Source organism: Aquifex pyrophilus (assembly GCF_054656935.1).
This window is the reverse complement of the sequence record NZ_BAAHXJ010000003.1, coordinates 233080-259217: the sequence shown is the minus strand read 5'-3', so window position 1 is coordinate 259217 and position 26138 is coordinate 233080. Positions and strand designations below refer to the sequence as shown.

Below are 26138 nucleotides of genomic sequence, written 5' to 3'. Positions count from 1 at the left end.
AGAATGAGAGTTCCCGACCTTATTTTTTACCTCTTCTTCCAGAAGGAAAACGAAAGGGTAAGGGAAAGTATTGAGGAAAAATACAGAGAGATAATAACGGGAAAGAGAATTGAGAAGCCTTCGGACGACCCCGTTTCCTTTGTGAAAATTCAGGAGCTGAAGAAAGAAATAAGCTCCCTTTCCCAGTTCGGTAGAAACAGGCTTTTTGCGGACACGGTTCTCACCTATGCGGACACGCTTCTATCTGGAATAGAGGACAGGCTAAAATCCCTTTACTCCTCTCTTTTAAGGGCTTCAAACGGGACGCTGAACCCCGACGAGCTAAAAGCAATAGGGAAGGAGTTTGAGGAAGCCCTGAAGGTGCTCCTAAACGTTGCAAACGAGAAGATAGGGGAGAGCTATCTCTTTTCCGGAGCTTCCCTGAATACGAAGCCTTTTGATGAGAACACTCTTAATTACAACGGAGGCAATACCGATTTTGAGGTTCTCGTGGAAGAAAATTACAGGGTGAAAACATTCATGAGAGGGGATTACGTTTTTGGGGTGACGACCTCTGACCCTACTATTAACAATATATTCAAGGTTATAAAGAGTATAGCGGATAAGCTGAAGGGCGGAAACAGCCCCGACCAAACCGACATAGAAAACCTGAAAAAATCCTACGACCAGATAGTAAAGGTGAGGAGCGAGATAGGGAGTGTTCTTAAGGAGCTAAGGAACGTTCAGGAATACCAGGAGGAGAGAAAGGATACCCTTGATAAGATTAAGTCGGATAACGAAGATGCGGACCTCGCAAAGTCCATAAGCGATTACGAAAGGTTCAGGCTAACATACGACGCGGTTATGAAGCTCTTTGTAAACCACAGAGGACTCAGCATACTTGAGTATATCTAAACGAGCATTCTCTCAACGAAGTTAACGTCGTGCTTTCCTTCTATAAACTCCTTCTGGTTCAGGACTCTCTTGTGAAACTCAATATTCGTTTTTAAGTTATGTCCCTCAATCTTGAACTCCTCAAGGGCTCTTTTACCCCTTGCTATGGCCTCCTCTCTCGTCCTTCCCCAGACTATCAGCTTGGCTATAAGGGAATCGTAATAGGGAGGGATTGCATACCCCTGGTATATATGGGTATCAACCCTTACACCGGGTCCCCCGGGAATTCTTAAGGTCTCAATGAGTCCGGGGGAGGGCATGAAGGTATCGGGGTCCTCCGCATTTATGCGGAACTCTATCGCAAAGCCGTTTATCTTTATCTCCGGAAGCTTAATCTCCTCACCCATTGCGGATATAATCTGGAGCTTAACTATATCGTATCCCGTAACCATTTCCGTAACGGGGTGTTCAACCTGTATCCTTCCGTTCATCTCCATAAAGTAAAAGTTTCCGTCTTCGTCCATTAAAAACTCAACCGTTCCCGCGGAAGTGTATCCGAGGGCTTTGCAAAACTCCGCAACCTTTTGGGATATTTCTTTCCTCTTTTCCTCGCTTACCGATACACTTGGGGCTTCCTCTATAAGCTTTTGGTGTCTTCTCTGGATTGAGCATTCCCTCTCCCCGAGAACGTAAACGTTTCCCCATTCGTCCGCAATTACCTGGAACTCTATGTGTTTTGGCTTCATAACGTACTTCTCAAGGTAGAGCCTCCCGTCCCCGAAGGAGGTCTCGGCCTCCTTTTTCGCGACGGGGAACTTCTCTCTCAGCTCCCTTTCGTCCCTTATTATCCTTATGCCCCTTCCTCCTCCTCCCGCGGCGGCTTTTATGACCACGGGATAACCTATTCTTGATGCGAGCTTCAGGGCATCGGTAAACTCAAGGGGTTCCTCACTTCCGGGAACGAGGGGAAGACCGACCTCCTTTGCAACCTTCTTTGCGAGAACCTTATCCCCTATCTTTGCAAGTACCTCCGAAGAAGGACCTATGAATTTTGCTCCGCTCCTCTCAACTATTTCCGCAAACTTGGGATTCTCCGATAAGAACCCGTATCCCGGATATACCGCGTCCGCCTTGCTAACCTCAAGGGCTGCCATTATCTTTGGAATATCAAGGTAGCTCTCCGAGGGATTGGGAGGGCCTATACATATGGCTTCGTCCGCAAGCTCAACGTGTAGGCTGTTTTTGTCCGCTTCCGAGTAAACCGCAACGGTTTTAAGACCGAGCTCCCTGCACGCCCTTATAGCCCTTACCGCTATCTCTCCTCTGTTTGCTATTAATACCTTTTTAAACATTAGAATAAATTTTAAATCTCGGAGAGGAGTTTATCCGCAAGCCTTACCAGCTCCCTGAGATACTCAGCGGACCTGAGAAACTCCCTCTTCTCATAACCGCTCAGGTTAACAAGCTCGTAATCCTCCACCCCATTCCTTCCCAGCACTACGGGAACGCCTATGCAAATGCCCTCCGCCTCGTAGTGCTTTGCTGCTTCACCCTCAAGGTAAACGGAACAGGGGAGAACCCTCTTCCTGTCGTTTAGTATAGCCTCAACCATGATGACCACGGAAGCGGCGGGGGCGTAATAGGCGGAGCTTCCCATAAGGGAAACTATCTGAGCCCCTCCCTTTCTCGTTTTTTCAATCAGCTCGTCTATCTCCTTAGCCTTGAAAACCTCCTCTATGGGCTTGTCACCTATGAAGCTATGGGACATTACGGGAACCATTAAATCCCCGTGGGTTCCCATAACGAGCGTCCTTATGTCCGCATTTGATACGTTGAGCTTTTCCTTTACAAAGCTTTTAAACCTTGCAGAATCAAGAACACCTGCCATACCTATTACTCTTCTCGGCTCAAAACCCGTAAGCCTTATCGTTGCATACGTGAGTGTATCAACGGGATTGGAAACCACTATAACTATGGCGTTTTGGGTATACTTCTTTATAGCATCGGTAAATCTCTTGAGTATTTTCAGGTTCTCAAGGAGTAAATCCTCCCTGCTCATTCCCTCCCTTCTTGGTATGCCCGCTGTTATGACAACAACGTCTGAATCCTTAAGCTCATCAAAGCCCTCCCTGTCGTAGGAAACACCCTTTACGTTTATGTCCAAATCCATAAGAACCGCCATCTGTTTAAGGTCCAAAGCCTTAGCCTTTGCGGGTTCAAGCCCCTCCTTATACCTCGCAAAGAGGTAAATGTCCGCTATGCCGAGTATCGTAAGGAGGTAGGCTACGTTCTCACCTACCCTTCCCGCACCTATTATGCTTACTTTAGGTTTTTTCATAAAAGAGATTTTACTCTTTCTTCAGGAACTCAAGCATATCCCTGACCCACTCGTAAAGCTCTTTCGTTATTTCCTCGTAGCTCTTTGCATCGGGATATACGGGCTTTCCGAACATAACCTTTATTTTTTTAGGTTTAGGAAACTTGTCGTATATGGACCATGCCTCATACGCCCCGTGTATGGCTACGGGAACCACGGGAACCTGTAGCTCCCTTGAGAGTATGGCAACACCCTTTTTAAACTCCATAAGCTCCCCTGTTCTCGTTCTCGCACCTTCGGGAAAGATAACGACCACCTTTCCGCTCTTTAACGCGTAAGCGGTCTTCTGCAGAGACTCCTTCAAACCCCTGTTTAGGTTTACCGTTATAACGTGGGCAAGCCTTCCGAAAAGTGCGGTTATGGGATTCCTGAAGTATGCCTCCTCACCGAGGAAGTAAGTTATTTCCGCTGTATCTCTTGGGAGAACGGAGGCTATGAGAAAGGCGTCAAGGTAGCTCTGATGGTTTGGCGCTATTATGAAAGGAGGATTCGGAAGGTTTTCAAGACCTCTTACGTCAACTCTGTGGTATAGCTTGAAGTAGAGCTTGAGCAAGAGCCTCCCGAGGTTATATATGAGGGGATAGTGGGGAAGCTCGTAGGGTTTTGCCTCCTCAAGTATATCCTTCCAGGAAATTTCCCTGTATTCCGCCTTTGCCCTTTTTTCCCTTACGAAGTTTATAAGCTCCCTCACAAGCATATTCTTTGCGAGCTCTTCCTCGGTTATGCTAACTCCGAAATTCTTTTCTATGAAACCTAATAGCTCAACCTTTGCGAGAGAATCAAGACCGAGGTCAACCTCAAGGTGGTCCGAAGGGAAAACTTCCTTTCCGCTTATCTTCTCAAGGAACTCCTTTATAATCCTTCCTTCCTCGGTATTGAATACCGAGAGGTCCTCTTCCCTTTTTCCGTATTCTTCCGCCTTTTCGTATATATCCGGAAGCAGGAATCTCCTTAGTTTTCCGAGTCTCGTTTTTGGAAGCTCCGTATGAACTATCTTGAAGCCCGTTATCCTCTTCCACTCGGGAAGGGTTCTGTTTACCTTGTCTATGACCTCCCACTTTATCGTCTCGTAAATGTTAACCGCTCCTATTTTCTTCAATTTTTCAAAGTCGGGGTATATTAATGCGTATAGCCTTCCGTTTTTTTCAAAAACTCCGACCTCCTTAACGAGGTCCGACACCTTTAAAATCTTCTCCTCAATCTCTTCCGGAAATACGTTCTTTCCGCTTCCGAGGACTATAATCTCCTTCTTCCTCCCCGTTATGTATATGTATCCCTCCTCGTCTATATATCCCAGGTCTCCCGTGTATAGCCACCCGTCTATTATCACCTTTGCGGTTTCCTCCGGTTTATTCCAGTATCCCTTCATTACGTTATCCCCCTTTACGACTATCTCACCCTCGGGGGTTGTGTTTACCCTTACCCCTTCTATGGGAACCCCTACAGAACCGAGCTTTATCCTATCCGGTGGATTGAAGGAGACTATCGGTGAGGTTTCGGTGAGCCCGTATCCCTCTATAACGGTAAAACCGAGTGTTGTCAAATCCCTTGCGACATTAAGGGGGAGTTTAGCCCCACCGCTCACCATATACTTAATCCTTCCCCCGAAGGCATCGTGAACTCTTTTAAAAACCTTTCTTCTTATACTTTTTGAGTTAATTCTTGTCATCACTTTAAACAAAACCTTAGCAGGTAGATTTTTCTCAATCTCCTCCATTATCCTTCTGTGGAAGAGCTGATAAAGCCTTGGAACACCAACGAGAATGGTTATCCGATATTTATTCATTTTCTCAAGGATATCCTCGGGGGTGAGCTTATCGAGGAAGACTATCTTAGCGCCCAGGTAAAGGGGAAGGAGAAGGGTGGTCATCAAGGGATACATGTGGTGAAAGGGAAGTATCGCAAGGGTTGAGTCCTCTTCGGTCGCTATTCCCACCGATACAACACCTTTTATATTTGAGATGATGTTTTTATAGGTGAGCATAACCCCTTTCGGGTTTCCGGTTGTCCCCGAGGTGTAGGGGAGAAGGGCTATATCCTCCTCGGAACGTTTTACCTCCCCTTTCCAGGGAGTGGGGAGAACAAGGTTTTCAACGTTTATGAGTTCTATATCCGTGTCTTTTACAGCGTTTCTTACCTTTTCTTCCGTTTCCTTTGAGCAAAAAACGAGGGAGGGTTTTGAGTCGTTGAGTATGTATTTAATCTCCTCTGGTGTTGACATAAAGTCTATGGGAACGAGTATTCCTCCCCTTTTCCACGTTCCGAAGAGGGTGTAAACCCACTCTGGTCTGTTTTCCATTACAACTGCTACCCTTTCGTCGGGAATTATATCTATAAGACTTGCAAAGGAGTTGACGTTTTCTATTAGTTCTCTATAGCTTATCTCTTTTCCCCTATAAATTAGCGCAGTTTTATCTCTTTCCTTCAGAAACTCCATTCTCCTTTTTAAAGTAAATCACAATCTCAACCCTGTTGTTCCTTTCCATAAGGATATTCTGTCTCCATCTGTAAAGGGGCCTTGTATCTCCGTAGGCTACCGCTGTTAACTTTGTATGGGGAAATCCCCTGTTTTTAAGGTATCTCAATACTTCCGTTGACCTTCTTCCCGAAAGCTCCCACCTGTCTTTAATCAATGGATTTTTCACCTCAACGGTGGGGCTAACGTGCCCCTCAATTCTCACAGAACTTATCCTTTCCTCAATCTCTATTAATGAGGGTGCTATCTTCTCAAGGGTTTGTATTCCCTTGGGAGTTAACTTGTAGTCTCCGTTTTCAAAAAATATCTTGTCAAATATGCGGAGCTTAAGGTACTCTTCGGAAACGACTATCTGGTAAGCCCAGGGAGGTAACACCCTGCTTATTTTTTTCTTTATCTTTACCGCGTAATCCTTTGGGTGGGTTATAGGTTCAACCACAGAGGTTCTTTTCGGGTAAAACTCGGGATTTTTCCTGAAGTAAGAGAGAAATTTCTCAAGGGCGGGAATCTCAAGGGTGCTCATTGCGTAAAGAAGTATGAAGAAGGTAAGAAGAAGGGACATCAAATCGGAGAAAGACGTGAGCCATGCGGGCGGTTTGGGACATTCCTCCTTTTTCTTGAAGGCCATAGCTTCACCTCACGGGGTTAGCTTTATACAGAACTCAACCCTTCTGTTCTTTCTTCTACCCTCCGGTGTTCCGTTATCCGCTATGGGTTTTGTGTCAGCGTATCCTACCGCGGAAAGCCTATCGGAGGGGTATCCGCAGGTCTGTGTGAAAATCCTAACAACGCTTATGGCTCTGCTTATTGAGAGTTCCCAGTTGCTCGGATATCGGGGCGTTGATATGGGTCTGTTATCGGTATGCCCTTCCACATCAACGGGAAGGGAAAAGGGAAGCAGTCTCTCACAAAAGGAGAGAATTAAAGCTCTTGCCTCGGGGTAAAGCTCCGCGCTCCCCGGAGGAAAGAACCTGTCGGTGTTTACTCTGACTCTGAGACACTCCCCCGTTATGGCGTAATCGCTCCATATTCCTCTTTTTGATAATTCATTCTTAAACTCTTGAAGAACTTCCTTTAACTCTTTGTGTTTTATCTTTCTGAAGTAGAAGTTCTCCATGGGGATGTTTATCCTTCTTCCCTCCGGGAGATTTCCCTGTTCAAAAACAACGGATTGGGCCCCGAAGGCTGAAACTATCCCCTTAAGAACCTGGTAAAACTTCTCAAGGGAGATGATGCTCATTGAGTAGAGGAGAATGAAGAATGTGAGAAGCAGGGACATCAGGTCTCCGAAGGACGTAAGCCATGCGGGCGGTTTCGGACATTCTTCCTTTTTCTTGAAGGCCATAGCTTACACCTCTTCGGGTAGCTCCACACCGAGCATAATCGCAACTTCCTGTTTTATGACATTCGGATTTTCCCCTTTCTGAATCTTTTCTATTGCTTCAACGTATATGCTCTTTACGAGGAGTTCCATATCCTTTGCCTTCTTCAGCTTGTTCGCGACGGGTATAGCGAAAGCGTTCGCAAGAATAGCCCCGTAAAGGGTCGTTATGAGTGCAACCGCCATACCGGGGCCCAGGGCGGAGGGGTCGTTTAAGTTCCTAAGCATCTGAATGAGACCTATGAGCGTTCCAATCATACCGAAGGCGGGGAAGAGGTCCGCAAGCTTTTCCCAAACCGCGACTTCCGTTGAGAGCTGTTCGTCAAGCTGGGCGAGGGCTGTTTCCGCGGTTGCCTTTATATCGTTAATGTCTATGCCGTCCACAAGCATTCTTATCATATCCCCGAGAAGGGGGTCCTTCTGGTAGTAAAGCTCTATATCCCCCTCAAGGGAGAGAATTCCCTCCTTCCTTACCTTTGTAGCTATCTCGCCTATGGTCTCTATAACATCGTTCAGGTCGGGAGGCTTCCAGAGGAACGCCTTTTTTATTGCAAGAACTCCCCTTATGAAGTCCTTGAGGGGAAAGGCTCCCATAGCGGAAGCCATACCGCCGCCGACAACGATGAATATTGAGGGAATGTTAATAAACGCCGTTACGCTTCCCCCTATGAGTATGGATATGAGTATCAACAGGAATGCGGCAACTATACCAATAATCGTTCCAACATCCATTTCTTTTATAGTTTATCGGTTGGTATGGTCTTTTTTGAAGAGCTTAAAGCTTCTTTCTCACAAGAAATATACCATCTCTAACCGTTAGAAGAACCTTATCAACCCTCGGGTCCTCCTTTATCATCTCGTTCATACGCGCTATCGCCCTGCTTCTGCTATCTTTCGGAGCAAGAACTTTTCCCTCCCAGAGGGCGTTATCAATTGCCATAATCCCCCCCTTCTTCAAAAGCTCCAAGCACTTCTCGTAATAGTAAGGGTAGGAGGATTTATCCGCATCTATGAAAACGAAGTCAAAGCTTTCTTTATTAAACTCTTCGAGAACTTCCTTCGCATCTCCTACAACAACTTTAATTTTCCTGCCCCAGGATGCACGCTCTATAAAGCTCTTTGCCATCTCCGCATATTTCGGATTTATCTCTATCGTTATCAGCTCCCCCTCCTCGGGAAGTCCCATAGCCATCATTAATGCGGAAAATCCCGTAAACGTTCCTATCTCCAGAACCCTTTTGGCTCCCGATATTTCAACGAGCATCTTTAAAAAGTTTCCCTCAACCCTTCCCGTAAGCATCTGGGGAAGGTCTGTATTTTTGTAGGTAAACTCTATCAACTCCTCAAGTAAGGGATGAAGCTCAGAAGAGTGCTCCTCAACATAGGCCTCTATCTCGTCGGGACAAATATAACCCATTACTTACAGTATAACTTAAGGATTTTCTCTATTATCTTCGTGGTTGATACGTCATATGTGAAAGGTATCGTTAAAACCTTCCCCCCGTAGCTCTCAACGAAATCCTTTCCCACAATCTTTTCAAGGGGCCAGTCCCCTCCCTTTACGAGAACGTCGGGCTTTATGGCCTTTATAAGCTTTTCGGGAGTATCCTCTTCAAAGATGACAACGTAGTCAACGGGCTTTAACGAAGAAAGAACCTTAGCCCTGTGTTCCTGAGTATTTACGGGTCTCTTCTCTCCCTTTATGCGTCTTATTGAGTCGTCCGAGTTAAGTCCTACGACGAGTATATCCCCGAGCTTTTTTGCCTTCTCAAGATAATCAACGTGACCTGCGTGGATAATATCAAAACACCCATTCGTGAAAACGACTTTTTTCCCCTTTTTCCTTTCCTCTTCAAGAATTCTTAAGAGCTCTTTGAGGCTTACGAGCATCAGGTAAGGTCAAATATAACGGTCTTTATCTCCGTGTAGTCCTCTATGGCAAACTTCGGTCCTTCCCTTCCTATGCCCGAGTACTTCACTCCTCCGTAAGGCATATGGTCCGCCCTGAAGGTTGGACCTTCGTTTATGAGAACTCCTCCCGCTTCTATCTCCCTTATACACTTCCAGGCCACGTTTATGTCTTTTGTGAACACTCCTACCTGAAGTCCGTAATCGGAGGTGTTAACCCACCTTATCGCTTCCTCTATATCCTTATAGGGATTTACCGCAACTACGGGAGCGAAGGCCTCCTCTTTAAAGAGTTTTGTATCTTCAGGAACTAAGGAAATTATAGTCGGCGAGAATACGGTCTCGTCCTCAGCACACCTGAGACCTCCCGCCTCAATTCTTGCCCCCTTCTGAACCGCCTCGGATATCCACTCCTGTATTCTCTCGAGCTCGGAAGGTGCTATCATAGGACCAAGGTCCGTACTCTCGTCCATCGGGTCCCCGACCTTAAGCTTACTTACTCTTTCCTTTAACCTTTCCATAAACTCTTCGTAAAGTTCTTCGTGAACGAATACCCTCTGGACGGATATACAAACCTGCCCTGCTATCGCATACCCGCCCTGAACCGTTTTCTCAACCGCTTTATCTATATCCCCGTCCCTGTGGAGTATAATTGCGGAGTTTGAACCAAGTTCAAGAACGAGCTTCTTTATACCAACTTGACGGGCTATTATGTCTCCCACCTTTCTGCTTCCCGTAAAGGAAACAACCCTAACATCGGGGTGGGTGGTCATGGCTTTCCCTACATCACCGAATCCCGGGATTATGGATAAAGCCTTCGGGGGAAGACCCGCCTCAAGGAGTATCTCTCCGAGCATAAGGGGAGTAAGAGGAGTCCTCTCGGAAGGCTTTAAGATTACAGCGTTCCCTGCCGCAAGTGCGGGACCTACCTTATGCATTGATAAGTTCAGTGGAAAGTTAAAAGGAGTAATTGCGGAAACTATACCCACGGGAACCCTTATGTAAAAGCCAACCTTTCCCCTTCCGTTGGGATGTGCATCTATGGGGAAGGTCTCTCCGTTTATTCTCTTTGCCTCTTCTGCGGAAAATATGAGCGTTTGTATGGCCCTCTGAACTTCCGTTCTCGCTTCCCTTATGGTTTTTCCAACCTCAAGAACGAGGGTTTTTGCAAAATCTTCAGCCCTTTCCTTCAGGAGCTGGGCAGCCCTCATTAAAATTTCGTATCTCTCGTAAGCGGTGAGAGAGGATATTTCCTTAAAACCTTCTTTTGCCCTCTCAATAGCCCTTTCAACGTCCTTCTCATCTCCCTTCGGAACCCTTCCTATTACCTTTCTCGTGTAAGGGTATATGACCTCTATCTTTTCCTCCTTATCAACCCACTCACCGCCTATGAGCATCTTCTTTTCTATCATCCTTCCCACCTCAAAGTATGTATCTGCTTAGCTCTTCGTCTTTTACTAGCTCTCCCAGTTTAGCCCTTACGAACTTAGCGTCTATTATTATAGTTTGACCCTGCATATCGGGAGCGTTAAAGGATATATCCTCAAGGAGCTTTTCCATAACGGTGTGAAGCCTCCTCGCACCTATGTTTTCCGTCTTCGTGTTTATCTCTTCCGCTATTCTCGCTATCTCCTCTATCGCATCTTCGGTAAACTCAAGGTAAACGTTTTCCGTCTTCAGGAGTTCTATATACTGCTTCGTTAACGCATTTTCGGGTTCTACGAGAATTCTCTTGAAGTCTTCCTTCGTCAGAGGTCTTAGCTCAACCCTTATGGGAAACCTTCCCTGGAGCTCGGGAATGAGGTCCGAGGGCTTTGCCATGTGAAAGGCACCGGCACCTATAAAGAGAATGTGGTCCGTTCTGACCGGGCCGTATTTCGTGTTAACGGTTGTTCCCTCAAGTATGGGAAGGAGGTCCCTCTGAACTCCCTCCCTTGATACACCTGGTCCGTGCCCGGGAGTCTTTACCGCTATCTTGTCTATCTCGTCTATGAAGATAATCCCGAAGTTCTCCGCCCTGTATATAGCCTCCCTTGCCACTTCCTCCATATCTATAAGCTTTTCAGCCTCCTCCTGTTCAAGTATCTGGAGAGCTTCCTTCACTTTCACCCTTCTTCTCTTCCGTGAGGGAATGAGTCCCGAGAGCATCTCCTTGATCTGGTTCTCAAGCTCTTCAAGGCCGGGAGGCCCCGCTATCCCCACCATGGGGACAACTTTTTCTTTTACCTCTATCTCAACAGTTCTGTCGTCAAGCTCCCCCTTTCTGAGCTTCTCCCTGAGCTCCTCCCTCTTTGCGGTATCCTGAAACTCCCTTATCCCGAAGCTCGTGAACTGCCTCGGTATTAAGTAGTCAAGAATTCTCTCTTCCGCCAACTTTCTCGCCTTCTCCCTCACCTCCTCCATTTTTTCCTTTTTAACCATCTGGAAGGAGACTTCCACGAGCTCCCTTACCATACTCTCTACGTCCCTTCCCACGTATCCTATCTCGGTGTATTTCGTTGCCTCAACCTTTATGAAAGGCGCGTTTATAAGGTTTGCGAGCCTGCGGGCTATCTCGGTTTTACCCACACCCGTCGGTCCTATCATCAGTATGTTCCTCGGTATTACCTCGTTTCTGAGCTTTTCGGGGAGCTTCTGCCTTCTCCAGCGGTTTCTAAGGGCTATGGCAACAGCCTTTTTTGCCTCTTCCTGTCCTACAACGTATTTATTCAGTTCCTCAACGATTCTTTTCGGTGTTAGCTCCTCAAGGAGCTCAGAAAGGGATTTCGTCGTCATCTCTGCCCTCTTTTGTGGGTTCCATAAAGGTCTCCTTAACTATCCTGTCCAGGAACGCATCAAGGTCCTCGGGAAACTTCTCAAACTCATACTTCTCGGGGTAAACCCTCTCAACAACTTCGGGAGGTGGATTCCCGAAGCCTATTGCGGGAACTATTCTCTTTGCTCCCCTTCTTACCGCCTCTCCTATAGCGGTTCTGTAGGCTTCCCTAAGAGCGGTCTCAATATCCTTAAACCTATCTATCTCCTCACCAAGCTCGTAAAGGGTTATGTCGTAAGCCTCTTCTTTAAACTTTTCCCAGTCCTTTACCTTTCTTATGTAATACTTTCCTTTCTCTCCCGTCACCTCAACGGACTTAAGGGAATCAAGCCTGAAGGTTAAGATATAGTAATCTACAAGCTCCCTGTCCGCGTAAACGTCAATAAAAAAGAAAAACTCCATATTAAGAATTTATAATATCCTCCACAGGGGAAAAAGCAAAGTATACTTAAAATTAATAGCTTATCCTATGAGCGGGGCTTACATAGAAAAACTTGTGGTTGAGGGGTTCAAATCTTACGGAACTAAGAGGAAGGAAATACCAATAGGTGAGGGATTCGTAGCGGTTGTAGGTCCCAACGGAGCGGGAAAAAGCAATATAGGAGACGCCATTTCCTTCGCTCTCGGCTTGAGCACCGCAAAAACCTTGAGGGCAAAGAATCTCTCTTACCTGATATTTTCAAAAAACGGAAAAAAGGGGGAATTTGCGGAGGTTGAGGTTCACTTCAGAAATCTCGGGGCTTTTCCCGTTGAAGAGGAATACGTAGTAATTTCAAGGAGGGTAAACAAAGAGGGAAGAAGCGTCTTTAAAGTAAACGGAAACGTTGTGAGGGAGAGGGATTTAAAGGACTTTCTCGCAAAAGCGGGCATATACGAGAACGCCTACAACGTGGTTTATCAAGGGGATATAGTAAAGTTCCTCAAGCTCACTCCCCTTGAGAGGAGAAGGATAATAGAGGAAGTTGCGGGCATAGGGGAATACGAAAGGAAGAAAGAAAAAGCTTTAAACGAGCTTGCGGAAGTTGAGATAAAAATAAAGGAGCTTGATATAATCCTTGAGGAGATAGAAGCCCATCTCTCAAAGCTAAAAGAAGAAAGGGATAAACTCCTGAAGTTCAGGGAATTAAATAAAAAGAAAAGGGAGTATGAAGCAAAAATCCTTATAAAGGAAAGGGAAAAACTCCTTAAAGAGAGGGAAAAACTAACAAGCGAGCTTGAGAGCTTAAAAAAAGGGCTTCAAGAAGTTTTAAGCGAAATAAATAAAAATAAAAATAAACTCAACCTTAAAGAGAAAGAACTTAAAGGTTTAAACGATAGAATTCTCCCCTATAAGGAAAACAGGGGAAAACTCCTCTCGGATATAGAACACATAACGAAAAGCATAAAAGAAAAGGAGAGGGAGAAAAGGGAGCTTGAAGAGAAACTAAGAGAAACGGAAAATCTGGTTTCGGATTTAAAAAAGGACCTTGACAAGCAAGAAAAAGAACTAAAAGAGTTAAGAAATTCTTATGAAAAACTCCTCGGGGAGTATGAATCCTTAAAGAAACTTGAGGAAGAGAAGCTGAAAGAGCTTGAGAGGGAAGAGGAAAACCTTAAGATAACGATAAACGAGGTTAAAAAACTTGAAGAGGAAAAGGAGTTAATCCTTAAGAAACTGGAAGAATTAAAGGAAAAAAGGGAAAAGCTCCTTAACGAGCTAAGGGATTATAACTATAAAATTGAAAAAACCGAAGAGGAAATAAAGAAACTGGAAGAAGAATTTAGATTAAAACTGGAAGAAGCAAAGACAAAGGAAGAAGAGCTCTTAAGGTTAATAGAAATAAAAAGGAGAGAAGAAAAGGAGTTAAAACACTTAAATGAAGAGTTGAGAATTTACGAAAAAAGACTCAAAGAAGTAAGAACAAAAATTGAGGACGTCATTAAGAAAAGGGGAGCTATTGAGGGAGAATTAAGCGAACACGTCAATCCCTCTGACGTATTTAAGGATATTAAAGGGGTTCACGGAAGCGTTTCGGAGCTGATAAGCGTGAAAAATCCCGAGCACATTACCGCAATAGAGGTTGCAGCCGGGGGGAGGCTGAGATACATAGTCGTTGATAACGAAGAGGTGGCAAAGGAGTGCATACAGCTCTCAAAGAGATTAAACCTCGGAAGGTTCAGCTTCATTCCCCTGAACAGGATAAACCCGGAGAGGAAAACGCTAAGATATCCCAGAACAAGGGGAGCTGTTGACTTTGCGGTTAACCTTGTTGAGTATGACCCCATTTACGAAAAGGTTGTGTGGTTTGTTTTCGGGGACACGCTAATCGTTGAAGACTTTGAGAGTGCAAAGGCTATAGGTATAGGAAATTATAGAATGGTAACCCTTGATGGTGAGCTCTTTGAAAAGAGCGGTGTAATAACGGGCGGGAGCTACAGAGTTAGGGGAGAACTGGGGAGGAAAATAAAGGAAGAAAAGTTAAGGGAACTTAAGGAACTGGAGGAAAAACTTAAAGGGGAGGAGGAAATAATCCAGAAGAAGATAAGGAATATACGCTCCCTCTCCTCAGAGAAGTTTGCCATTCTTAAGGTGAGTGAGAAAAAGATAGAAGAACTTAAAAGTTTTTCTATAGAAAACCTTGAGAAGAAATACAGAGAAAATATAAATAAAGCTAAAGAATACATAAAATTTATATCCGAAAAAGCGGAAAAGGTCAGAAAAAATATAAACGAGATTGAAAGGGAGATAAAATACTACGAGGAAAAACTTAATAACCTGAAACTTAAAGAGGAAGATGTAAAGAGACATTACACGAGGAGCGGTATAGAGGAAAAGAGAAGGGAATACAGCAAGGTAAGGAAGAAACTTCTTGAGTGCGAGATAAAGCTTAAGGAGGCGGAAAAGGAGCTAAATACGAAGGAAAATGAGATAAACTATCTGAAGAAAGAGTTAAACGCAAAGGAAAAGGAAATCCTTTACCTTAGGGATAAGATAAAGGAAGTTGAGAGGGAGTTAATTAATCTTACAAAGGATAAAGAGAAGAAAGAGGAGGAGATAAGGAGAAAAGACAGGGAGTTTTACGAATTAATGGAGGAAAAAGAAAGGACCGATAGGGAAATAAAAGAGATAAAGAGCAAGCTCGGAAGCTTAACTATAAAAAAGGAGGAAATTGAAAACAGCATTCACGAGATTGATAAAAAACTTTACGGAGTGAATGAGGAAATAAATCGTATAACTGACTCTTTGAGAGAATACGAGGATTTACAAATAGAAAATGTAGAAGGAACTATAAACAAAATTAAGGAAAAACTTAAAAAAATTAACAGAGAAATAGAGCTTCTCGGGAATGTAAACTTTAGTGCGGAGGAGGACTATAACGAGGAATTGAAGAGGTATAACGACTACAGGGAAAAGAGGGATAAGCTAAGGCGGGAAAGCAAGGTAATAAAGGAGATGATTGAGGAGCTTGAGAAGAAAAAGAAAAAGGTATTTATGGACGCTTTCAGGAGTATAAACAAAAATCTTAAGGAGATTTTTTCCTTTCTCTCCCCGGGCGGAAAGGCAAGCATGAAGCTTGAGAACGAGGAGGACCCCTTTAACGGTGGCATACAGCTCACGGTAAAGCCCCGCGGAAAGGACGTTCAATATCTTGAAGCCATGTCGGGAGGTGAAAAAACCCTCGCTGCTTTGTCCTTAATATTTGCAATTCAGGAATATAGGCCTTCTCCCTTTTACTACTTTGACGAGGTTGATGCCCATCTTGATGAGGCTAACGCCAGAAAGATAGGAGAGCTCATAAAGGAAAAATCAAAAAAGGCCCAGTTTATAGTTGTCACTCTAAGGGAGGTTGTCGCCTCCTTTGCGGACAGGATAATAGGGGTAAGCTCAAGGGGTGGAGTTTCTGAAGTTTTCTTCCTTGATAGAGAAAAAATAGCTTAACCGCCCGCGATAGCGGGCACAATGGAGAGCGTATCCCCGTCCTTTAGCTCCGTATCAAGACCTTTTAGGAAGCGAATATCCTCGTCGTTAACGTACAGATTTACGAACTTCCTAAGCTCTCCGTTTTCGTCTATCAGCCTTTCCTTAAATCCGGGGAACTGCTCTTCCAACTTCTCTATAGCTTCTCTTACGCTCCTCGCTTCTACCTCAACCTCACCTTGCCCGTTTGTAAGCCTCCTTAGGGGTGTGGGTACCCTAACTATAACAGCCATCTTCTACCTCCATACAAAATTTTAAACACCTTAAAACGAATAAAGGGAAGAATAAAAATAATACTATATTCTAAAGTCATTATATAAGCGGAAATCAAAGGAAAATAAGGAAAAACTATGAAAAATAAGCGGTAAAGAATTTTTAATAAGCCTTAGGAGGTGAAAGGGGATGAAAAAAAGTCTGTTAGCTCTCGGTTCAATTTTAGCTATATCCCCACTTGTATTTGCTACCAACGGTGATAACCTCATAGGAATAGGGCCCGCATCAAGGGGAATGGGAGGAATAGGAACGGGAATGCCCGTAGGCCCTATAGACTCCATATTCAGAAACCCAGCCTGGATACCCTACTACAATACGAAAAAGTTTTTCCTTAGCTTCGGCGGAATACTCTTTATGCCTAATGTTAAGGTAAGCTCTAAAGGACCAATGTCCACAGATGGAAGGGTAAAAAGCGATGCGGACACCTTTATAGTTCCCGAGGTTGGAATAGTTCACAAGATTAACGAAAGGCTTGCTGTAGGTATAGGTGCTTTTGGTGTCTCGGGTATGGGTGTGGATTTCAGGGACAAACAGCTTATAAATATAAGTCCTGACCCTAACAATCCCCACTATGCAAACGCTCTCGGAAAGATGCACACTACATTCCAGTTTATGAGAATTACACCGACAATAGCCTATAAAGTGAACGAAATGATATCGGTGGGCGGAGCTCTTCACATAGCTTGGGGTTCACTTGATGTAGGTGCGGAGCTTTGCTATCCTCCCACTTCTCCAAACTGCTGGAACGCAAGCGGGGGACAAGCTCAGGACTTCGGAATAGGATTTAGCGTAGGTGTTGCTTTAAATCTCGGAGACTTCATATATGGCGGTCTTTATTACCAGTCTCCCGTATCCATGAAGTATAAGAACGTTTTTGACAGTAACGGAGATGGTAAGTTTGAGGATATGAAACTCCAGCAACCTCAGGAAGTGGCTGTTGGTGTAGGTGTAAAGCCTCTTGAAAACCTTAAGGTTGGTATTGACGTGAGGTGGATTGATTGGTCAGGGGCGGACGGATACGGGGATTTTGATTGGGAGGACCAATGGGTCTTCGGAATAGGTGGTGAGTATAAACCCGTAAAGAATCTTGCTCTAAGAATTGGTTGGAACTACGGAAAATCTCCGATAAGGAGCAAGGATAACCTTGACGCGACAAATCCCAAAAATAGAGTTCCAGATTTTGATGCTAAATTCTCGGACTACCAGTTATACTGGTTTAACCTCGTAGGATTTCCCGCTATAGCGGAGCACCACTTAACCCTCGGTCTTAACTGGAAGGTAACGAATAACTTTGACATAGACTTATCCTACGTTTACGCACTTCCGAATACGGAAACTGCAAAAATGGCTGGAGGTGGGGCGGAGGTTTCCGCAAAAATGGTTCAGCACTCCATAGGCATAGGGCTCAACTGGTCCTTCTGAGCCCTTCCTCTTTTCCTAAAACTTTTTCCAAAGCTTCTTTAAGGAATTTTAAATCTTGTTCTGTGTAGTTCAAAGAAGCTGTAAGCCTTAATCTCGCTTTACCTTTAGGAACAGTCGGATACCTTATAGCCTGAAGGAAAATTCCTTCCTTTAGCAATTCATTCCTGATTTTAAGGGCTTCCCCTTCATCGTAAACAAAGATGGGAATTATAGGCGTGCCGTGATATCTGAAATCCAGATTCAGGCTTTTAAAAATCTCTGTAAGCTTTTTCTCTATAGTTCTTAATTCCTTTATAAGTGATTGGTTTTCTTCAACTATTTCTATAGCCTTTTTAACGCCCGCACATACGGAGGGAGGAAGAGAGGTGGAAAATATAAGACTTCTTGCTTTGTTAATTATGTATTCAATAAGCTTTTCAGAACCGCATATAAATGCTCCATATCCCCCCAACGCCTTTGATAGTGTTCCCATAACTATTACGTAATCCTTAAAGGGAATCCCAAAATAATCAAGGCCTCCCCTTCCTATCGTTGCGGTTGCGTGTGCTTCGTCTATGTATAACATGCAGTCGTATCTCTCGCATATCTCCGTAAGTCTTTTCAGGTTTGCTATATCCCCATCCATGCTGAAAACGGTATCGGTGACTATTAAGGCTTTTTTGTATTTCCCCCGGTTTTTACTTAAAAACTCTTCAAGTTCTTCATAATTAAGGTGTTTGAATACGTATTTATCCGCTTTAGATAAACGAATTCCGTCTATAATTGAGGCGTGGTTTAGCTCATCGCTCAGAATTATGTCTCCCTTTTCCACTAAAGAAGGTATAACTCCAACGTTTGCAAGAAAACCACTCCCAAAAAGAACGCACCTCGGAACCCTTTTAAAATCCGAGAGCTTTTCCTCAAGCTCCCTGTGATACTTTGTATAACCAGAAACGAGCTGAGATGCGCCCGAACCGATACCCGTTTCTCTTAAGACCTTTACGCTCTCCTCTATAACCTCCGGATTTCTTCTGAGACCGAGGTAATCGTTAGAACAGAAATCCCTTAATCCTTCTAAAACTATCCTTTCCCTGTATAGGTTTTCCCTTTTTAACTTTTCAAGTTCTTCGTCAATCCATCTCATTTTAAGCCTATGATACTCCTTAAGTCGGAACAGGTTGTATGGGGTTCCGTTCCCTTGACAAAAACCATATCAACCCCTTCGCATGTCTCGTCCGCGAGCACCAAGTCCTCCGGATTAATCTTAACAACTATGTTCTCAGGGGGAAGATTAAAGTCCTCGTCGGGATAAAGCTCGGTGACGAAACGCATATAGTTTATCCATATTGGTAATGCCACCCTTGCCCCGCTCATGTGCTCTCCCAGGGACTTTTTAACGTCGTAACCGACCCAAACCCCTGTAACGATGTGGGGGGAGAAACCCACGAACCAGGCATCCTGGTAATCATCCGTAGTTCCTGTTTTTCCCGCGACAACCTTCCTTAAAATTTTTGCCCTCCTGGCGGTTCCCTCAAGGACAACAGCTCTTAACATATCAACGAGAACCCGCGTCTCGGGAGCGGGAAGAACCTCCTCACACTCGGGTTTGTTCTCCTCAAGGATGTTCCCGTTTTTATCCTCAATTCTCTTTATGAGAAAAGGCCTGCACCTCACACCCAGATTTGCAAAAACCTGGTATGCGGATGTAAGCTCAAGGGGTGTCACCTCAACCGTCCCGAGTGCCAAGGAGTAGTAAGGCTTTAGTTTATCAAGTCCCACTTTTCTTCCAACGTCAAGGACGACCTTGAATCCGACCTCATCAAGAAGATTTACGGAAGCGGTGTTTATGCTGTGTGCCAGGGCAAACCTCAATGTAACCCTTCCGTACTCTTCGTTATTATAGTTTTTTGGTATCCAGTCCTCTCCCTTTGAGGGGTCGTAGTAAGGTTTTGGACTTGCGTCCACTATGGATATCTGGGTCATACCTTTAAGAAGTGCCCCAAGGTATATAACGGGCTTTATTGCGGAACCCGGTTGTCTCAGGGCTTTAGTAGCCCTGTTGAACTGGGAGTATAGATAACTCCTTCCTCCCACGAGTGCCTTTATCTCCCCGGTCTTTACATCTATGCTTACAATACTCCCTTCAAGGTCGGGGATTATCTCAACCTCCTTACCTCCGAGATAGCGAACGAAGATGTATTTATGTCCCTTTATTGGAAGGTTCTTTATCTCTCCGTAAAATTTTCTTCCGTGAATTTCAACCTCCATCTTCTTTCCGTCGTAAGAAAGGATTTTCGCAACGTAAATCTTATTTACCCTAAGGTTTTTAAGCTCTTTTTCCTTTTCGTAGGCTTTTTTCATATCCTCCTCGCTTTCGGGCAGGAACGGAATGCCTATCGTTTTTGCGACGTTCAGCAGTCCCTCCTTTAAACTCTTTACCGCAAGGTTCTGAAAATCCTTATCAACGGTTATGTAAATCTTTAGGTTTCCCTTATAGGCGAGCTCCCCGTATTTTTTGAATACGTATTCCTTAACGGTATCAAGGACGTAGTCCGAAAACCTGTATTTGTTGTGTGTATTTACGTTCAGTGGCTTGTTTACAGCCTCCTCAAACTGCTCCCGGGTTATGTAGCCCTCCTCAAGCATTGCGGATAAAACCAGGTTTCTCCTCTCAAGGGCTCTTTCGGGATGGTAAAAGGGGTTGTAGTATGCCGGGGCCTTGGGAAGAGAGGCAAGGAGTGCACCTTCCTCAAGAGTAAGCTCCCATACGTGTTTCCCGAAGTAAACCTGCGAGGCAGCTTCAACTCCGTAAGCACCGCTACCCAGATAAATCTGGTTAAGGTATAGCTCAAGAATCTTCTCTTTACTGAAAGTTCTCTCAATCTTTACCGCAAGGAGTATTTCTTTTATCTTCCTCCACACGGTTCTCTCGGGAGTTAAGAATAGGTTCTTTGCGAGCTGTTGGGTTATCGTGCTCCCCCCCTGAACTATCCTCCCTGCTTTGTAGTTAACATAGGCTGCCCTCAGGATTGCTGCAAGGTCAAAACCTTTATGCTTCCAGAAATTCCTGTCCTCTATCGCTATAAAGGCATCTATAACGTGCTTCGGAATTTTATCAAGGGGAACGTAAAACCTCTTCTGGAAGCCTATCGTTCCGTATAATCTTCCTTTTACATCGTAAACCTCGGAGGCCTGAGGGGGTGTCCACTCTTCAAGAAGCTTTGGGTCGGGGAGGTTTCTGTAAACCGAATACAGAAAACCTCCGATAAATAAAAAAAAGAGAAGGCTTAAACCCACAAGGGTGATAAAAATCTTTTTAACCATCGTAAATTTTAAATATAATAAACCCTTACAGGAGGTAAGGAGATGGCAAGCAAAGCGAGCGGTGGTTCAACAAAAAACGGAAGGGATAGCATATCTAAAAGGTTAGGTGTTAAGAGATACGACGGTCAGTTCGTAAAGGCTGGAAACATTATCGTAAGACAGAGGGGAACGAGGATATACCCCGGAAGGAATGTAGGAATGGGTTCCGATTATACACTTTTTGCCCTAAAGGACGGATACGTCCATTTTGAAACGAGAAGGAAGAAGAAATTCGTAAGCGTCCTCTCCCCCGAGGAGTGGGAAAAGCTAATGGAGCAGAAAAACGGAAAGGTTCATTAATCCACTCTCTTTTTAATCATCTCAAGGAGTTTTCTCAGCTCTTCGCTCTTCCTTAAAATTTCCTTCTCAAGTATTACCCCGTATAGTTCTTCTATATCTTTTTTTAACTCCTCTCCTTTCAAGGTATAAAAACCGTCCTTATCAAGGTAGTCGTCAACCATCTGGAAAAGGAGTCCTACCTTTCTTCCCGTCTCTTCAAGTTCTCCGAGTATATCCCTTCTCCCTGCAACTATCCCACCGCACACAAAACATGCCTCAAATAAAGCACCCGTCTTTTTTATGCTCACTTCATATAGATTCTCGTAGCCTTCTATGTCAAGAACCTGACCTCCCACCATACCGTCAGAGCCCGATTTTTTAGAAATGACGTTTATTATCTCAAGTATCTCCCCCTCTCCGAGGGTTTTGAAGTTATTTTTATCGGATAAAACCTCAAAAGTGTAAGTAAGGAGAGCGTCTCCCGCGAGTAGTGCGAGGGCTTCTCCGAACTTTATGTGGCAGGTTGGCTGTCCCCTTCTCCAAGCGTCGTTATCCATGCAGGGAAGGTCGTCGTGAATGAGTGAGTAGTTGTGAATTAGTTCTATCGCACAGCCAACGGTTATGGCGTCCTCCTCGTTTCCCCCGAGCGTGCTCGCAACCGCTACGGTAAAAAGGGGTCTTATCCTCTTTCCCTTCTGGAGGGGGTAGTATTTTACCGCTTCCTTTAGCGAAGGGGGTCCCTGAAGCTTTTCCAGTATATCAGAAAGTCTTTCCTCAACTCTTTCCTTCCATAGGGAGAGCTTATCCATAATCTTTTAGGATATTAAAATCCTTCCCAGACCTCTTCAATTTCATACTCAACCACCTCTCCCGTAAAGCTCTCAAACCAGAACTTATTTCCCTCCCTTTTTCTTACGTAATTGGGAAGGAGAGGAACTTTCCCCTTTCCTCCCGGGAGGTCAACCGCGTAGGTCGGTATCCCGAAACCGCTTATCCTTCCCCTTAAATACCTCATAATCTCAAGTCCTTTATCCACCGTTGTTCTGAAGTGAACCGCTCCCTTTATGGGGTCGCAGTGAAAGAGATACTGGGGCTTTACCTTTATCTTTAGTAGCTCCCTGAAAAGCTTTAACATGGTCTCGGGGTTGTCGTTCACTCCTTTCAGGAGAACGGTCTGGTTGTTTACGGGTATGCCCCTTCTGAGAAGTCTATCAACCGCTTCCGCTGAGTACTCGGTTATCTCGTTTGGGTGGTTAAAGTGGGTGTTTATCCAGATGGGGGAGTATTTCTCAAGAATGTCAAGGAGTTTATCGTCGTAAAAGCGCTGGGGTGCGAGAACGGGAAGTCGGGTCCCGAAACGTATTATCTCAACGTGCTTTATCTCCCTGAGCTTCTTAAGTATATACTCAATCTTTTCGTTTGAGAGGGAAAGGGGTTCACCTCCCGATATGAGGACGTCCCTTATCTCCTCGTGTCTCCTTATGTAATCAACCATTCGGTCTATCTCTTCTTTCGTTCTCGCTCTTTCCCCTTGGGAGAATATCCTCTTTCTCATACAATGCCTGCAGTAAACCGCACAAAAGGTCGTGACGCTCAGAAGAACTCTATCTGGATACCTGTGGGTGAGTCCGGGAATTTCCCCCTCTTCTTTCAGGGCATCGGGCTCTCCGTGGGCCTGAACTTTTGGGTCAACTTCCACTGCCCTCGGTATGGCTTGGAGTCTTACGGGGTCCTTTGGGTCCTCCGGGTTTATAAGGGAAAGGTAGTAAGGGGTTACCGCAAAGGGGTAAAGCCCCGCGGTTCTCTTTATGCCTTCCTCCTCTTCTGGAAGGAGTTTTATATACCTCTTTATCTCCTCAAGGCTCTTTATCCTGTTCTGTATCTGCCATCTGTAACTTCTCCAGAGATTTTCGGGAACCTCTTTGAAGAAGTATCTCATATAGATTTATTATTTCTTCCGTTCCTCCTGAAACGCTTAATTCTCTCGTAATTCCTCCTCTCTTCGGGGGATACGAGGTTTAGGGCTATTCCGCTTCTTCCCATTCTTCCCGTTCTACCTATGCGGTGCAGGTAAACCTTGGGGTCCTCCGGAAGGTGGAAGTTAATTACCGCTTCAACTTCCCTTATGTCAAGCCCCCTTGACGCTACATCTGTTGCCACGAGAACCTTTATCCTCCCTTCCCTGAAACGCTTCAGAACCTCTTCCCTTCTCCTCTGGGGAAGGTCTCCGTGTATCGCGTTCGCGCTTATCCTCATATTCCTAAGGTATTCCTCAAGGAACTTTGCGTCCCTCTTCCTGTTTACGAAAACGATTACCTTATCAAGTCTCTTTAATACCTCTACGAGGTTGTCAAGCTTCTCTTCATGGGAAAAAACCTTAAGAACCTTTTCCTCTATCTTTGGTTCAAGCTCCTTCGTCTCAACCTTTATAAACTCCGCGTCCTTTGTATACTCCTCGGAGAGCTCAACGACTTCCGGCGGGAAGGTTGCGGATACGAAGAAAACCTGTTTTTCCTCAGGGAGCCTTGAGTATATAAAGTCTATGTCCTCCTTGAAGTTCATATCAAGCATAACGTCCACTTCGTCAAGGACGAAATACCTCACGTTATCAAGTCGGAGAGCCTGCCTCTCTATGAGGTCCCTTATCCTCCCGGGAGTTCCTATCACAACGTCAACTTCCTGAGAGGATAAAACCTTCAGGTTTGAGAAAACCTTCATTCCTCCATAAAAGGCGTAAATTCTCTTTCTCAGATACTTTCCGTAATCCCTGAGGTTATCCCTTATCTGGAGTGCGAGCTCCCTCGTTGGCGCGAGTATGAGGGCTCTCTCCCCTCTTGATAGGTTGTTCAGAATGGAAAGTCCGAAGGCTCCCGTCTTTCCCGTTCCCGTTCTTGCCTGAATAAGGCAGTCCTTTCCTTCAAGGGCTACGGGTATCGTCTTTTCCTGAACGGGTGTAGGCTTTTCGTAGTTAAGCTCCTCAAGAGCTTTTCTTATCTCTTCTCTCAGCAGTGAAAACATCATTCCTCCTTAATCTTTTTTCCCTCGGAAGAACGCAAGCCCTCCCGATGGGTCTATCTTTATTCTAAAGATTTTTCGGAAAAAGGCAATATAATATTAATTAGTTAGGCGACGTGGCCGAGCGGTTAGGCGGGGGACTGCAAATCCCCTTTACGGCGGTTCGAATCCGCCCGTCGCCTCCACTTAAACCTTTTCCCCTACAACGAGGTAAACAAGTCCCATAAATGCAGTCTCAACCTTCAAAGTTTTAAAGCCATTTTTCTCAAGAATTTCCTTCGTTTCCTCAATCGTGAAGCTCTTCTCAAGGGAGTGGATAAAGAAATCCCACTTATCCTTCCCGAAAATAAGTATCCCGAAGGGCAGAAAAATCGTTCTCATAAGGAGGGATAAAACTCTATTTCCCCAGAACTTCCTCAGGTCAAGAATGCCTATCCTCCCCCCTTTTTTCATAACTCTGTATGCTTCCTTGAGGAAATTATCCTGACTCGGGAGGTGTCTGAAAACGAGGGAGAGGGATATTCTCTCAAAGCTCTCGTTCTTAAAGGGCGTATTTTCCGCATCCGCCAGAATGAAATGACAATCTCCGCACTTCTCCTTTGCCTTTTTAAGCATACCGAAGGCTATATCTATTCCTACCTTTAGCCTTGAGCTTTTCAGCTTCAGAAGGACCTCTCCCGTTCCCGTTCCCACGTCAAGCCACGCACTTTCTTCCCCCATAAGCTCTATTAACCTTCCCTGCCACCTGTGTATTCCTCCTAAGGTTATCCCCGAAAGAAATGTATCGTAAACCTTCGCAACGCCCGAAAACACTTGAGCCATTATCCTCTTTTCGTCCATAAGATAATTATCCTAAAGATGGATATAAGGATTAAGGAAAAGCCCGAGGACTTTTACGTTAAGGAGATAAAAAGTCTTGAGCTAAAAGAAAAGGGAAGGTATGCCTACTTCCTTTTAAGGAAGGTAAACAGGACGACGATAGAGGCACTCAGGGAGATATCAAGGAGATTCGGAATTCCGCTGAGAAATATAAGCTTTGCGGGACTCAAAGACAAAAAAGCGATAACGGAGCAGTATATAGCGATTGAGAACCTGAGTGGGAAAATCCTTGAAAGGATGCAGGATTACGAGGGGGAAGGCATATCCCTTAAGTTCCTCGGTTTTTCAGACGAGCCCCTGAGCCTCGGGGATATTGAGGGAAATTACTTTGAGGTGAGAATAAGGGGAATTACGAAGAGACACAGGAAAGTCTTTGAAAACATGCTTGAACTCGTAAAGGAATACGGATGTGAAAACTACTTCGGAGAACAGCGGTTCGGTTCCGTAAAGCATGCGGAAGAGTTCGTTATAAAGCATCTCATCAGGCATAATTACGAAGAAGCCTTAAAGGAGTATTTAACGTCCTTAAAGGATAAAAGGCTGAGGAGAATGTTGAGGAAGGCCTGGAGGGACTGGGATAGGTTTCTCAAACTGATGCCAAAAGGCTCTGAACCGGAGGTGGAAGTGGTTAAAGCCCTGAGGAGGGGAGAGAGCTTCAGGAACGCCTTTATGGTTCTCCCCAAAAATGTGAGACTGATGTTCGTCTTTGCATACCAGAGTTATCTCTGGAATAGGTATCTTTACACCTTTGTGGTTCGCTACCTTAAACACTGTAAAACTCCCTTCCTGAAGTGGGAGCTCGCCTTTTTCAACGAGATGAGCAGAAGCGTATGGGAAGAGATAAAGGAGCTTGAGATTCCCTACCTCGGAGTTGATTATCCCCCAAAAAACAAGAAGGTGGAGCTCATTATAAAGGAAGTTCTCCAAGACGAAGGCATAACGCCAAAAATGCTTATGGCGGAAAGGATAGGGATAAGGCTTTTCTCCGACGGAGTAAGAAAGACCTTTTTTAAACCTAGGGACTTGAAGGTTCTAGAGGATAAAGGAAGAAGCATGAAGCTCTCCTTCGTTCTTCCCCCGGGAAGCTATGCAACAATACTTTTGAGGAAGCTTTACTGCTCGGATATAAAAGATTAAAGG

The 26138-nt window shown here is 44.8% G+C and carries 23 protein-coding genes and 1 tRNA gene; 6 read left to right on the top strand and 18 right to left on the bottom strand.

Annotation, left to right across the window (positions count from 1 at the left end; all coding sequences use genetic code 11):
* Positions 1–3 precede the first annotated feature (3 nt).
* Positions 4–894: a flagellar hook-associated protein FlgL gene (gene flgL, locus ACYQZ0_RS01940; protein ID WP_459774790.1), complete on the top strand. Its 891-nt coding sequence runs from the start codon at positions 4–6 to the stop codon at positions 892–894.
* Here flgL and accC read toward each other — a convergent pair.
* Genes accC through ACYQZ0_RS01885 form a run of 11 tightly spaced genes read right to left on the bottom strand, consistent with a single transcriptional unit; the run spans position 891 to position 12232 of the window.
* The gene (gene accC / locus ACYQZ0_RS01935) at positions 891–2225 is read right to left on the bottom strand and encodes an acetyl-CoA carboxylase biotin carboxylase subunit (protein ID WP_459774789.1); all 1335 of its coding nucleotides are present in this window, start codon (positions 2223–2225) and stop codon (positions 891–893) included. The genes flgL and accC overlap by 4 nt on opposite strands.
* Before the next feature lie 11 nt (positions 2226–2236).
* Positions 2237–3211, bottom strand: coding sequence for a malate dehydrogenase (locus ACYQZ0_RS01930; RefSeq protein ID WP_459774787.1), 975 nt, complete (start codon positions 3209–3211; stop codon positions 2237–2239).
* A 10-nt stretch (positions 3212–3221) separates the two neighbouring features.
* On the bottom strand, positions 3222–5687 hold the full coding sequence (locus ACYQZ0_RS01925) for an AMP-binding protein (RefSeq protein ID WP_459774786.1): 2466 nt from the start codon (positions 5685–5687) through the stop codon (positions 3222–3224).
* Positions 5662–6354 carry an OmpA/MotB family protein gene (locus tag ACYQZ0_RS01920; RefSeq protein WP_459774785.1) on the bottom strand — a complete coding sequence of 231 codons (693 nt, stop codon included), beginning with the start codon at positions 6352–6354 and terminating at the stop codon, positions 5662–5664. The genes ACYQZ0_RS01925 and ACYQZ0_RS01920 overlap by 26 nt, the downstream gene beginning before the upstream one ends.
* A gap of 9 nt (positions 6355–6363) precedes the next feature.
* Positions 6364–7071, bottom strand: coding sequence for an OmpA/MotB family protein (locus ACYQZ0_RS01915; protein ID WP_459774783.1), 708 nt, complete (start codon positions 7069–7071; stop codon positions 6364–6366).
* A 3-nt stretch (positions 7072–7074) separates the two neighbouring features.
* Positions 7075–7839 carry a motility protein A gene (locus tag ACYQZ0_RS01910; RefSeq protein WP_459774782.1) on the bottom strand — a complete coding sequence of 255 codons (765 nt, stop codon included), beginning with the start codon at positions 7837–7839 and terminating at the stop codon, positions 7075–7077.
* 43 nt (positions 7840–7882) lie between these two features.
* Positions 7883–8524 carry a class I SAM-dependent methyltransferase gene (locus ACYQZ0_RS01905; protein WP_459774781.1) on the bottom strand — a complete coding sequence of 214 codons (642 nt, stop codon included), beginning with the start codon at positions 8522–8524 and terminating at the stop codon, positions 7883–7885.
* Positions 8524–8997, bottom strand: coding sequence for a D-glycero-beta-D-manno-heptose 1-phosphate adenylyltransferase (rfaE2, locus tag ACYQZ0_RS01900; protein WP_459774780.1), 474 nt, complete (start codon positions 8995–8997; stop codon positions 8524–8526). The genes ACYQZ0_RS01905 and rfaE2 overlap by 1 nt, the downstream gene beginning before the upstream one ends.
* Positions 8997–10427 carry an aldehyde dehydrogenase family protein gene (locus tag ACYQZ0_RS01895; protein ID WP_459774779.1) on the bottom strand — a complete coding sequence of 477 codons (1431 nt, stop codon included), beginning with the start codon at positions 10425–10427 and terminating at the stop codon, positions 8997–8999. The genes rfaE2 and ACYQZ0_RS01895 overlap by 1 nt, the downstream gene beginning before the upstream one ends.
* Before the next feature lie 10 nt (positions 10428–10437).
* Complete coding sequence (gene hslU, locus ACYQZ0_RS01890) at positions 10438–11790, bottom strand: ATP-dependent protease ATPase subunit HslU (RefSeq protein ID WP_459774777.1); 1353 nt, start codon at positions 11788–11790, stop codon at positions 10438–10440.
* On the bottom strand, positions 11768–12232 hold the full coding sequence (locus ACYQZ0_RS01885; RefSeq protein WP_459774776.1) for a hypothetical protein: 465 nt from the start codon (positions 12230–12232) through the stop codon (positions 11768–11770). The genes hslU and ACYQZ0_RS01885 overlap by 23 nt, the downstream gene beginning before the upstream one ends.
* A 67-nt stretch (positions 12233–12299) precedes the next feature.
* Here ACYQZ0_RS01885 and smc point away from each other — a divergent pair, with 67 nt between their 5' ends.
* Positions 12300–15749 carry a chromosome segregation protein SMC gene (gene smc / locus ACYQZ0_RS01880; protein WP_459774775.1) on the top strand — a complete coding sequence of 1150 codons (3450 nt, stop codon included), beginning with the start codon at positions 12300–12302 and terminating at the stop codon, positions 15747–15749.
* On the opposite strand, the gene ACYQZ0_RS01875 is transcribed toward smc, so the two are convergent.
* Positions 15746–16021, bottom strand: a complete 276-nt coding sequence (locus tag ACYQZ0_RS01875) for a ubiquitin-like small modifier protein 1 (RefSeq protein ID WP_459774774.1) — start codon at positions 16019–16021, stop codon at positions 15746–15748. The genes smc and ACYQZ0_RS01875 overlap by 4 nt on opposite strands.
* Before the next feature lie 169 nt (positions 16022–16190).
* Here ACYQZ0_RS01875 and ACYQZ0_RS01870 point away from each other — a divergent pair, with 169 nt between their 5' ends.
* Positions 16191–17483 (top strand): OmpP1/FadL family transporter, encoded by a 1293-nt coding sequence (locus ACYQZ0_RS01870; RefSeq protein ID WP_459774773.1) that lies wholly within the window; start codon positions 16191–16193, stop codon positions 17481–17483.
* Here ACYQZ0_RS01870 and bioF read toward each other — a convergent pair.
* Positions 17467–18606: an 8-amino-7-oxononanoate synthase gene (gene bioF / locus ACYQZ0_RS01865; RefSeq protein ID WP_459774772.1), complete on the bottom strand. Its 1140-nt coding sequence runs from the start codon at positions 18604–18606 to the stop codon at positions 17467–17469. The two genes, ACYQZ0_RS01870 and bioF, sit on opposite strands and share 17 nt — an antisense overlap.
* Positions 18603–20786: a penicillin-binding protein 1A gene (locus ACYQZ0_RS01860; protein ID WP_459774771.1), complete on the bottom strand. Its 2184-nt coding sequence runs from the start codon at positions 20784–20786 to the stop codon at positions 18603–18605. The genes bioF and ACYQZ0_RS01860 overlap by 4 nt, the downstream gene beginning before the upstream one ends.
* A gap of 42 nt (positions 20787–20828) precedes the next feature.
* Here ACYQZ0_RS01860 and rpmA point away from each other — a divergent pair, with 42 nt between their 5' ends.
* Positions 20829–21125: a 50S ribosomal protein L27 gene (gene rpmA / locus ACYQZ0_RS01855; protein ID WP_459774770.1), complete on the top strand. Its 297-nt coding sequence runs from the start codon at positions 20829–20831 to the stop codon at positions 21123–21125.
* On the opposite strand, the gene ACYQZ0_RS01850 is transcribed toward rpmA, so the two are convergent.
* From ACYQZ0_RS01850 to ACYQZ0_RS01840, 3 genes are read right to left on the bottom strand one after another with little or no spacing between them, the layout of a single operon-like run.
* Complete coding sequence (locus tag ACYQZ0_RS01850) at positions 21122–21913, bottom strand: polyprenyl synthetase family protein (RefSeq protein ID WP_459774769.1); 792 nt, start codon at positions 21911–21913, stop codon at positions 21122–21124. The two genes, rpmA and ACYQZ0_RS01850, sit on opposite strands and share 4 nt — an antisense overlap.
* Positions 21914–21927: 14 nt before the next feature.
* The gene (locus tag ACYQZ0_RS01845; RefSeq protein WP_459774768.1) at positions 21928–23043 is read right to left on the bottom strand and encodes a KamA family radical SAM protein; all 1116 of its coding nucleotides are present in this window, start codon (positions 23041–23043) and stop codon (positions 21928–21930) included.
* Entirely contained in the window at positions 23040–24122 is a 1083-nt protein-coding gene (locus ACYQZ0_RS01840) for a DEAD/DEAH box helicase (RefSeq protein WP_459774767.1), read from the bottom strand. The genes ACYQZ0_RS01845 and ACYQZ0_RS01840 overlap by 4 nt, the downstream gene beginning before the upstream one ends.
* A gap of 107 nt (positions 24123–24229) precedes the next feature.
* Between ACYQZ0_RS01840 and ACYQZ0_RS01835 the strand changes: the two genes are divergently transcribed.
* Positions 24230–24304, top strand: a tRNA-Cys gene (locus tag ACYQZ0_RS01835).
* A 1-nt stretch (position 24305) separates the two neighbouring features.
* Here the strand turns inward: ACYQZ0_RS01835 and ACYQZ0_RS01830 are convergent.
* A complete protein-coding gene (locus ACYQZ0_RS01830) occupies positions 24306–24959 on the bottom strand; it encodes a class I SAM-dependent methyltransferase (protein ID WP_459774766.1) in 654 nt (217 codons plus the stop codon).
* 18 nt (positions 24960–24977) lie between these two features.
* On the opposite strand from ACYQZ0_RS01830, the gene truD reads away from it, so the two are divergent.
* The gene (truD, locus tag ACYQZ0_RS01825; protein WP_459774765.1) at positions 24978–26135 is read left to right on the top strand and encodes a tRNA pseudouridine(13) synthase TruD; all 1158 of its coding nucleotides are present in this window, start codon (positions 24978–24980) and stop codon (positions 26133–26135) included.
* Positions 26136–26138 lie beyond the last annotated feature (3 nt).

Excerpts from the sequence above, each read along its gene's own strand:
- flgL (WP_459774790.1), top strand. The coding sequence starts at position 4 with ATGAGAGTTCCCGACCTTATTTTTTACCTCTTCTTCCAGAAGGAAAAC.
- accC (WP_459774789.1), bottom strand. The coding sequence starts at position 2,225 with ATGTTTAAAAAGGTATTAATAGCAAACAGAGGAGAGATAGCGGTAAGG.
- ACYQZ0_RS01930 (WP_459774787.1), bottom strand. The coding sequence starts at position 3,211 with ATGAAAAAACCTAAAGTAAGCATAATAGGTGCGGGAAGGGTAGGTGAG.
- ACYQZ0_RS01925 (WP_459774786.1), bottom strand. The coding sequence starts at position 5,687 with ATGGAGTTTCTGAAGGAAAGAGATAAAACTGCGCTAATTTATAGGGGA.
- ACYQZ0_RS01920 (WP_459774785.1), bottom strand. The coding sequence starts at position 6,354 with ATGGCCTTCAAGAAAAAGGAGGAATGTCCCAAACCGCCCGCATGGCTC.
- ACYQZ0_RS01915 (WP_459774783.1), bottom strand. The coding sequence starts at position 7,071 with ATGGCCTTCAAGAAAAAGGAAGAATGTCCGAAACCGCCCGCATGGCTT.
- ACYQZ0_RS01910 (WP_459774782.1), bottom strand. The coding sequence starts at position 7,839 with ATGGATGTTGGAACGATTATTGGTATAGTTGCCGCATTCCTGTTGATA.
- ACYQZ0_RS01905 (WP_459774781.1), bottom strand. The coding sequence starts at position 8,524 with ATGGGTTATATTTGTCCCGACGAGATAGAGGCCTATGTTGAGGAGCAC.
- rfaE2 (WP_459774780.1), bottom strand. The coding sequence starts at position 8,997 with ATGCTCGTAAGCCTCAAAGAGCTCTTAAGAATTCTTGAAGAGGAAAGG.
- ACYQZ0_RS01895 (WP_459774779.1), bottom strand. The coding sequence starts at position 10,427 with ATGATAGAAAAGAAGATGCTCATAGGCGGTGAGTGGGTTGATAAGGAG.
- hslU (WP_459774777.1), bottom strand. The coding sequence starts at position 11,790 with ATGACGACGAAATCCCTTTCTGAGCTCCTTGAGGAGCTAACACCGAAA.
- ACYQZ0_RS01885 (WP_459774776.1), bottom strand. The coding sequence starts at position 12,232 with ATGGAGTTTTTCTTTTTTATTGACGTTTACGCGGACAGGGAGCTTGTA.
- smc (WP_459774775.1), top strand. The coding sequence starts at position 12,300 with ATGAGCGGGGCTTACATAGAAAAACTTGTGGTTGAGGGGTTCAAATCT.
- ACYQZ0_RS01875 (WP_459774774.1), bottom strand. The coding sequence starts at position 16,021 with ATGGCTGTTATAGTTAGGGTACCCACACCCCTAAGGAGGCTTACAAAC.
- ACYQZ0_RS01870 (WP_459774773.1), top strand. The coding sequence starts at position 16,191 with ATGAAAAAAAGTCTGTTAGCTCTCGGTTCAATTTTAGCTATATCCCCA.
- bioF (WP_459774772.1), bottom strand. The coding sequence starts at position 18,606 with ATGAGATGGATTGACGAAGAACTTGAAAAGTTAAAAAGGGAAAACCTA.
- ACYQZ0_RS01860 (WP_459774771.1), bottom strand. The coding sequence starts at position 20,786 with ATGGTTAAAAAGATTTTTATCACCCTTGTGGGTTTAAGCCTTCTCTTT.
- rpmA (WP_459774770.1), top strand. The coding sequence starts at position 20,829 with ATGGCAAGCAAAGCGAGCGGTGGTTCAACAAAAAACGGAAGGGATAGC.
- ACYQZ0_RS01850 (WP_459774769.1), bottom strand. The coding sequence starts at position 21,913 with ATGGATAAGCTCTCCCTATGGAAGGAAAGAGTTGAGGAAAGACTTTCT.
- ACYQZ0_RS01845 (WP_459774768.1), bottom strand. The coding sequence starts at position 23,043 with ATGAGATACTTCTTCAAAGAGGTTCCCGAAAATCTCTGGAGAAGTTAC.
- ACYQZ0_RS01840 (WP_459774767.1), bottom strand. The coding sequence starts at position 24,122 with ATGTTTTCACTGCTGAGAGAAGAGATAAGAAAAGCTCTTGAGGAGCTT.
- ACYQZ0_RS01830 (WP_459774766.1), bottom strand. The coding sequence starts at position 24,959 with ATGGACGAAAAGAGGATAATGGCTCAAGTGTTTTCGGGCGTTGCGAAG.
- truD (WP_459774765.1), top strand. The coding sequence starts at position 24,978 with ATGGATATAAGGATTAAGGAAAAGCCCGAGGACTTTTACGTTAAGGAG.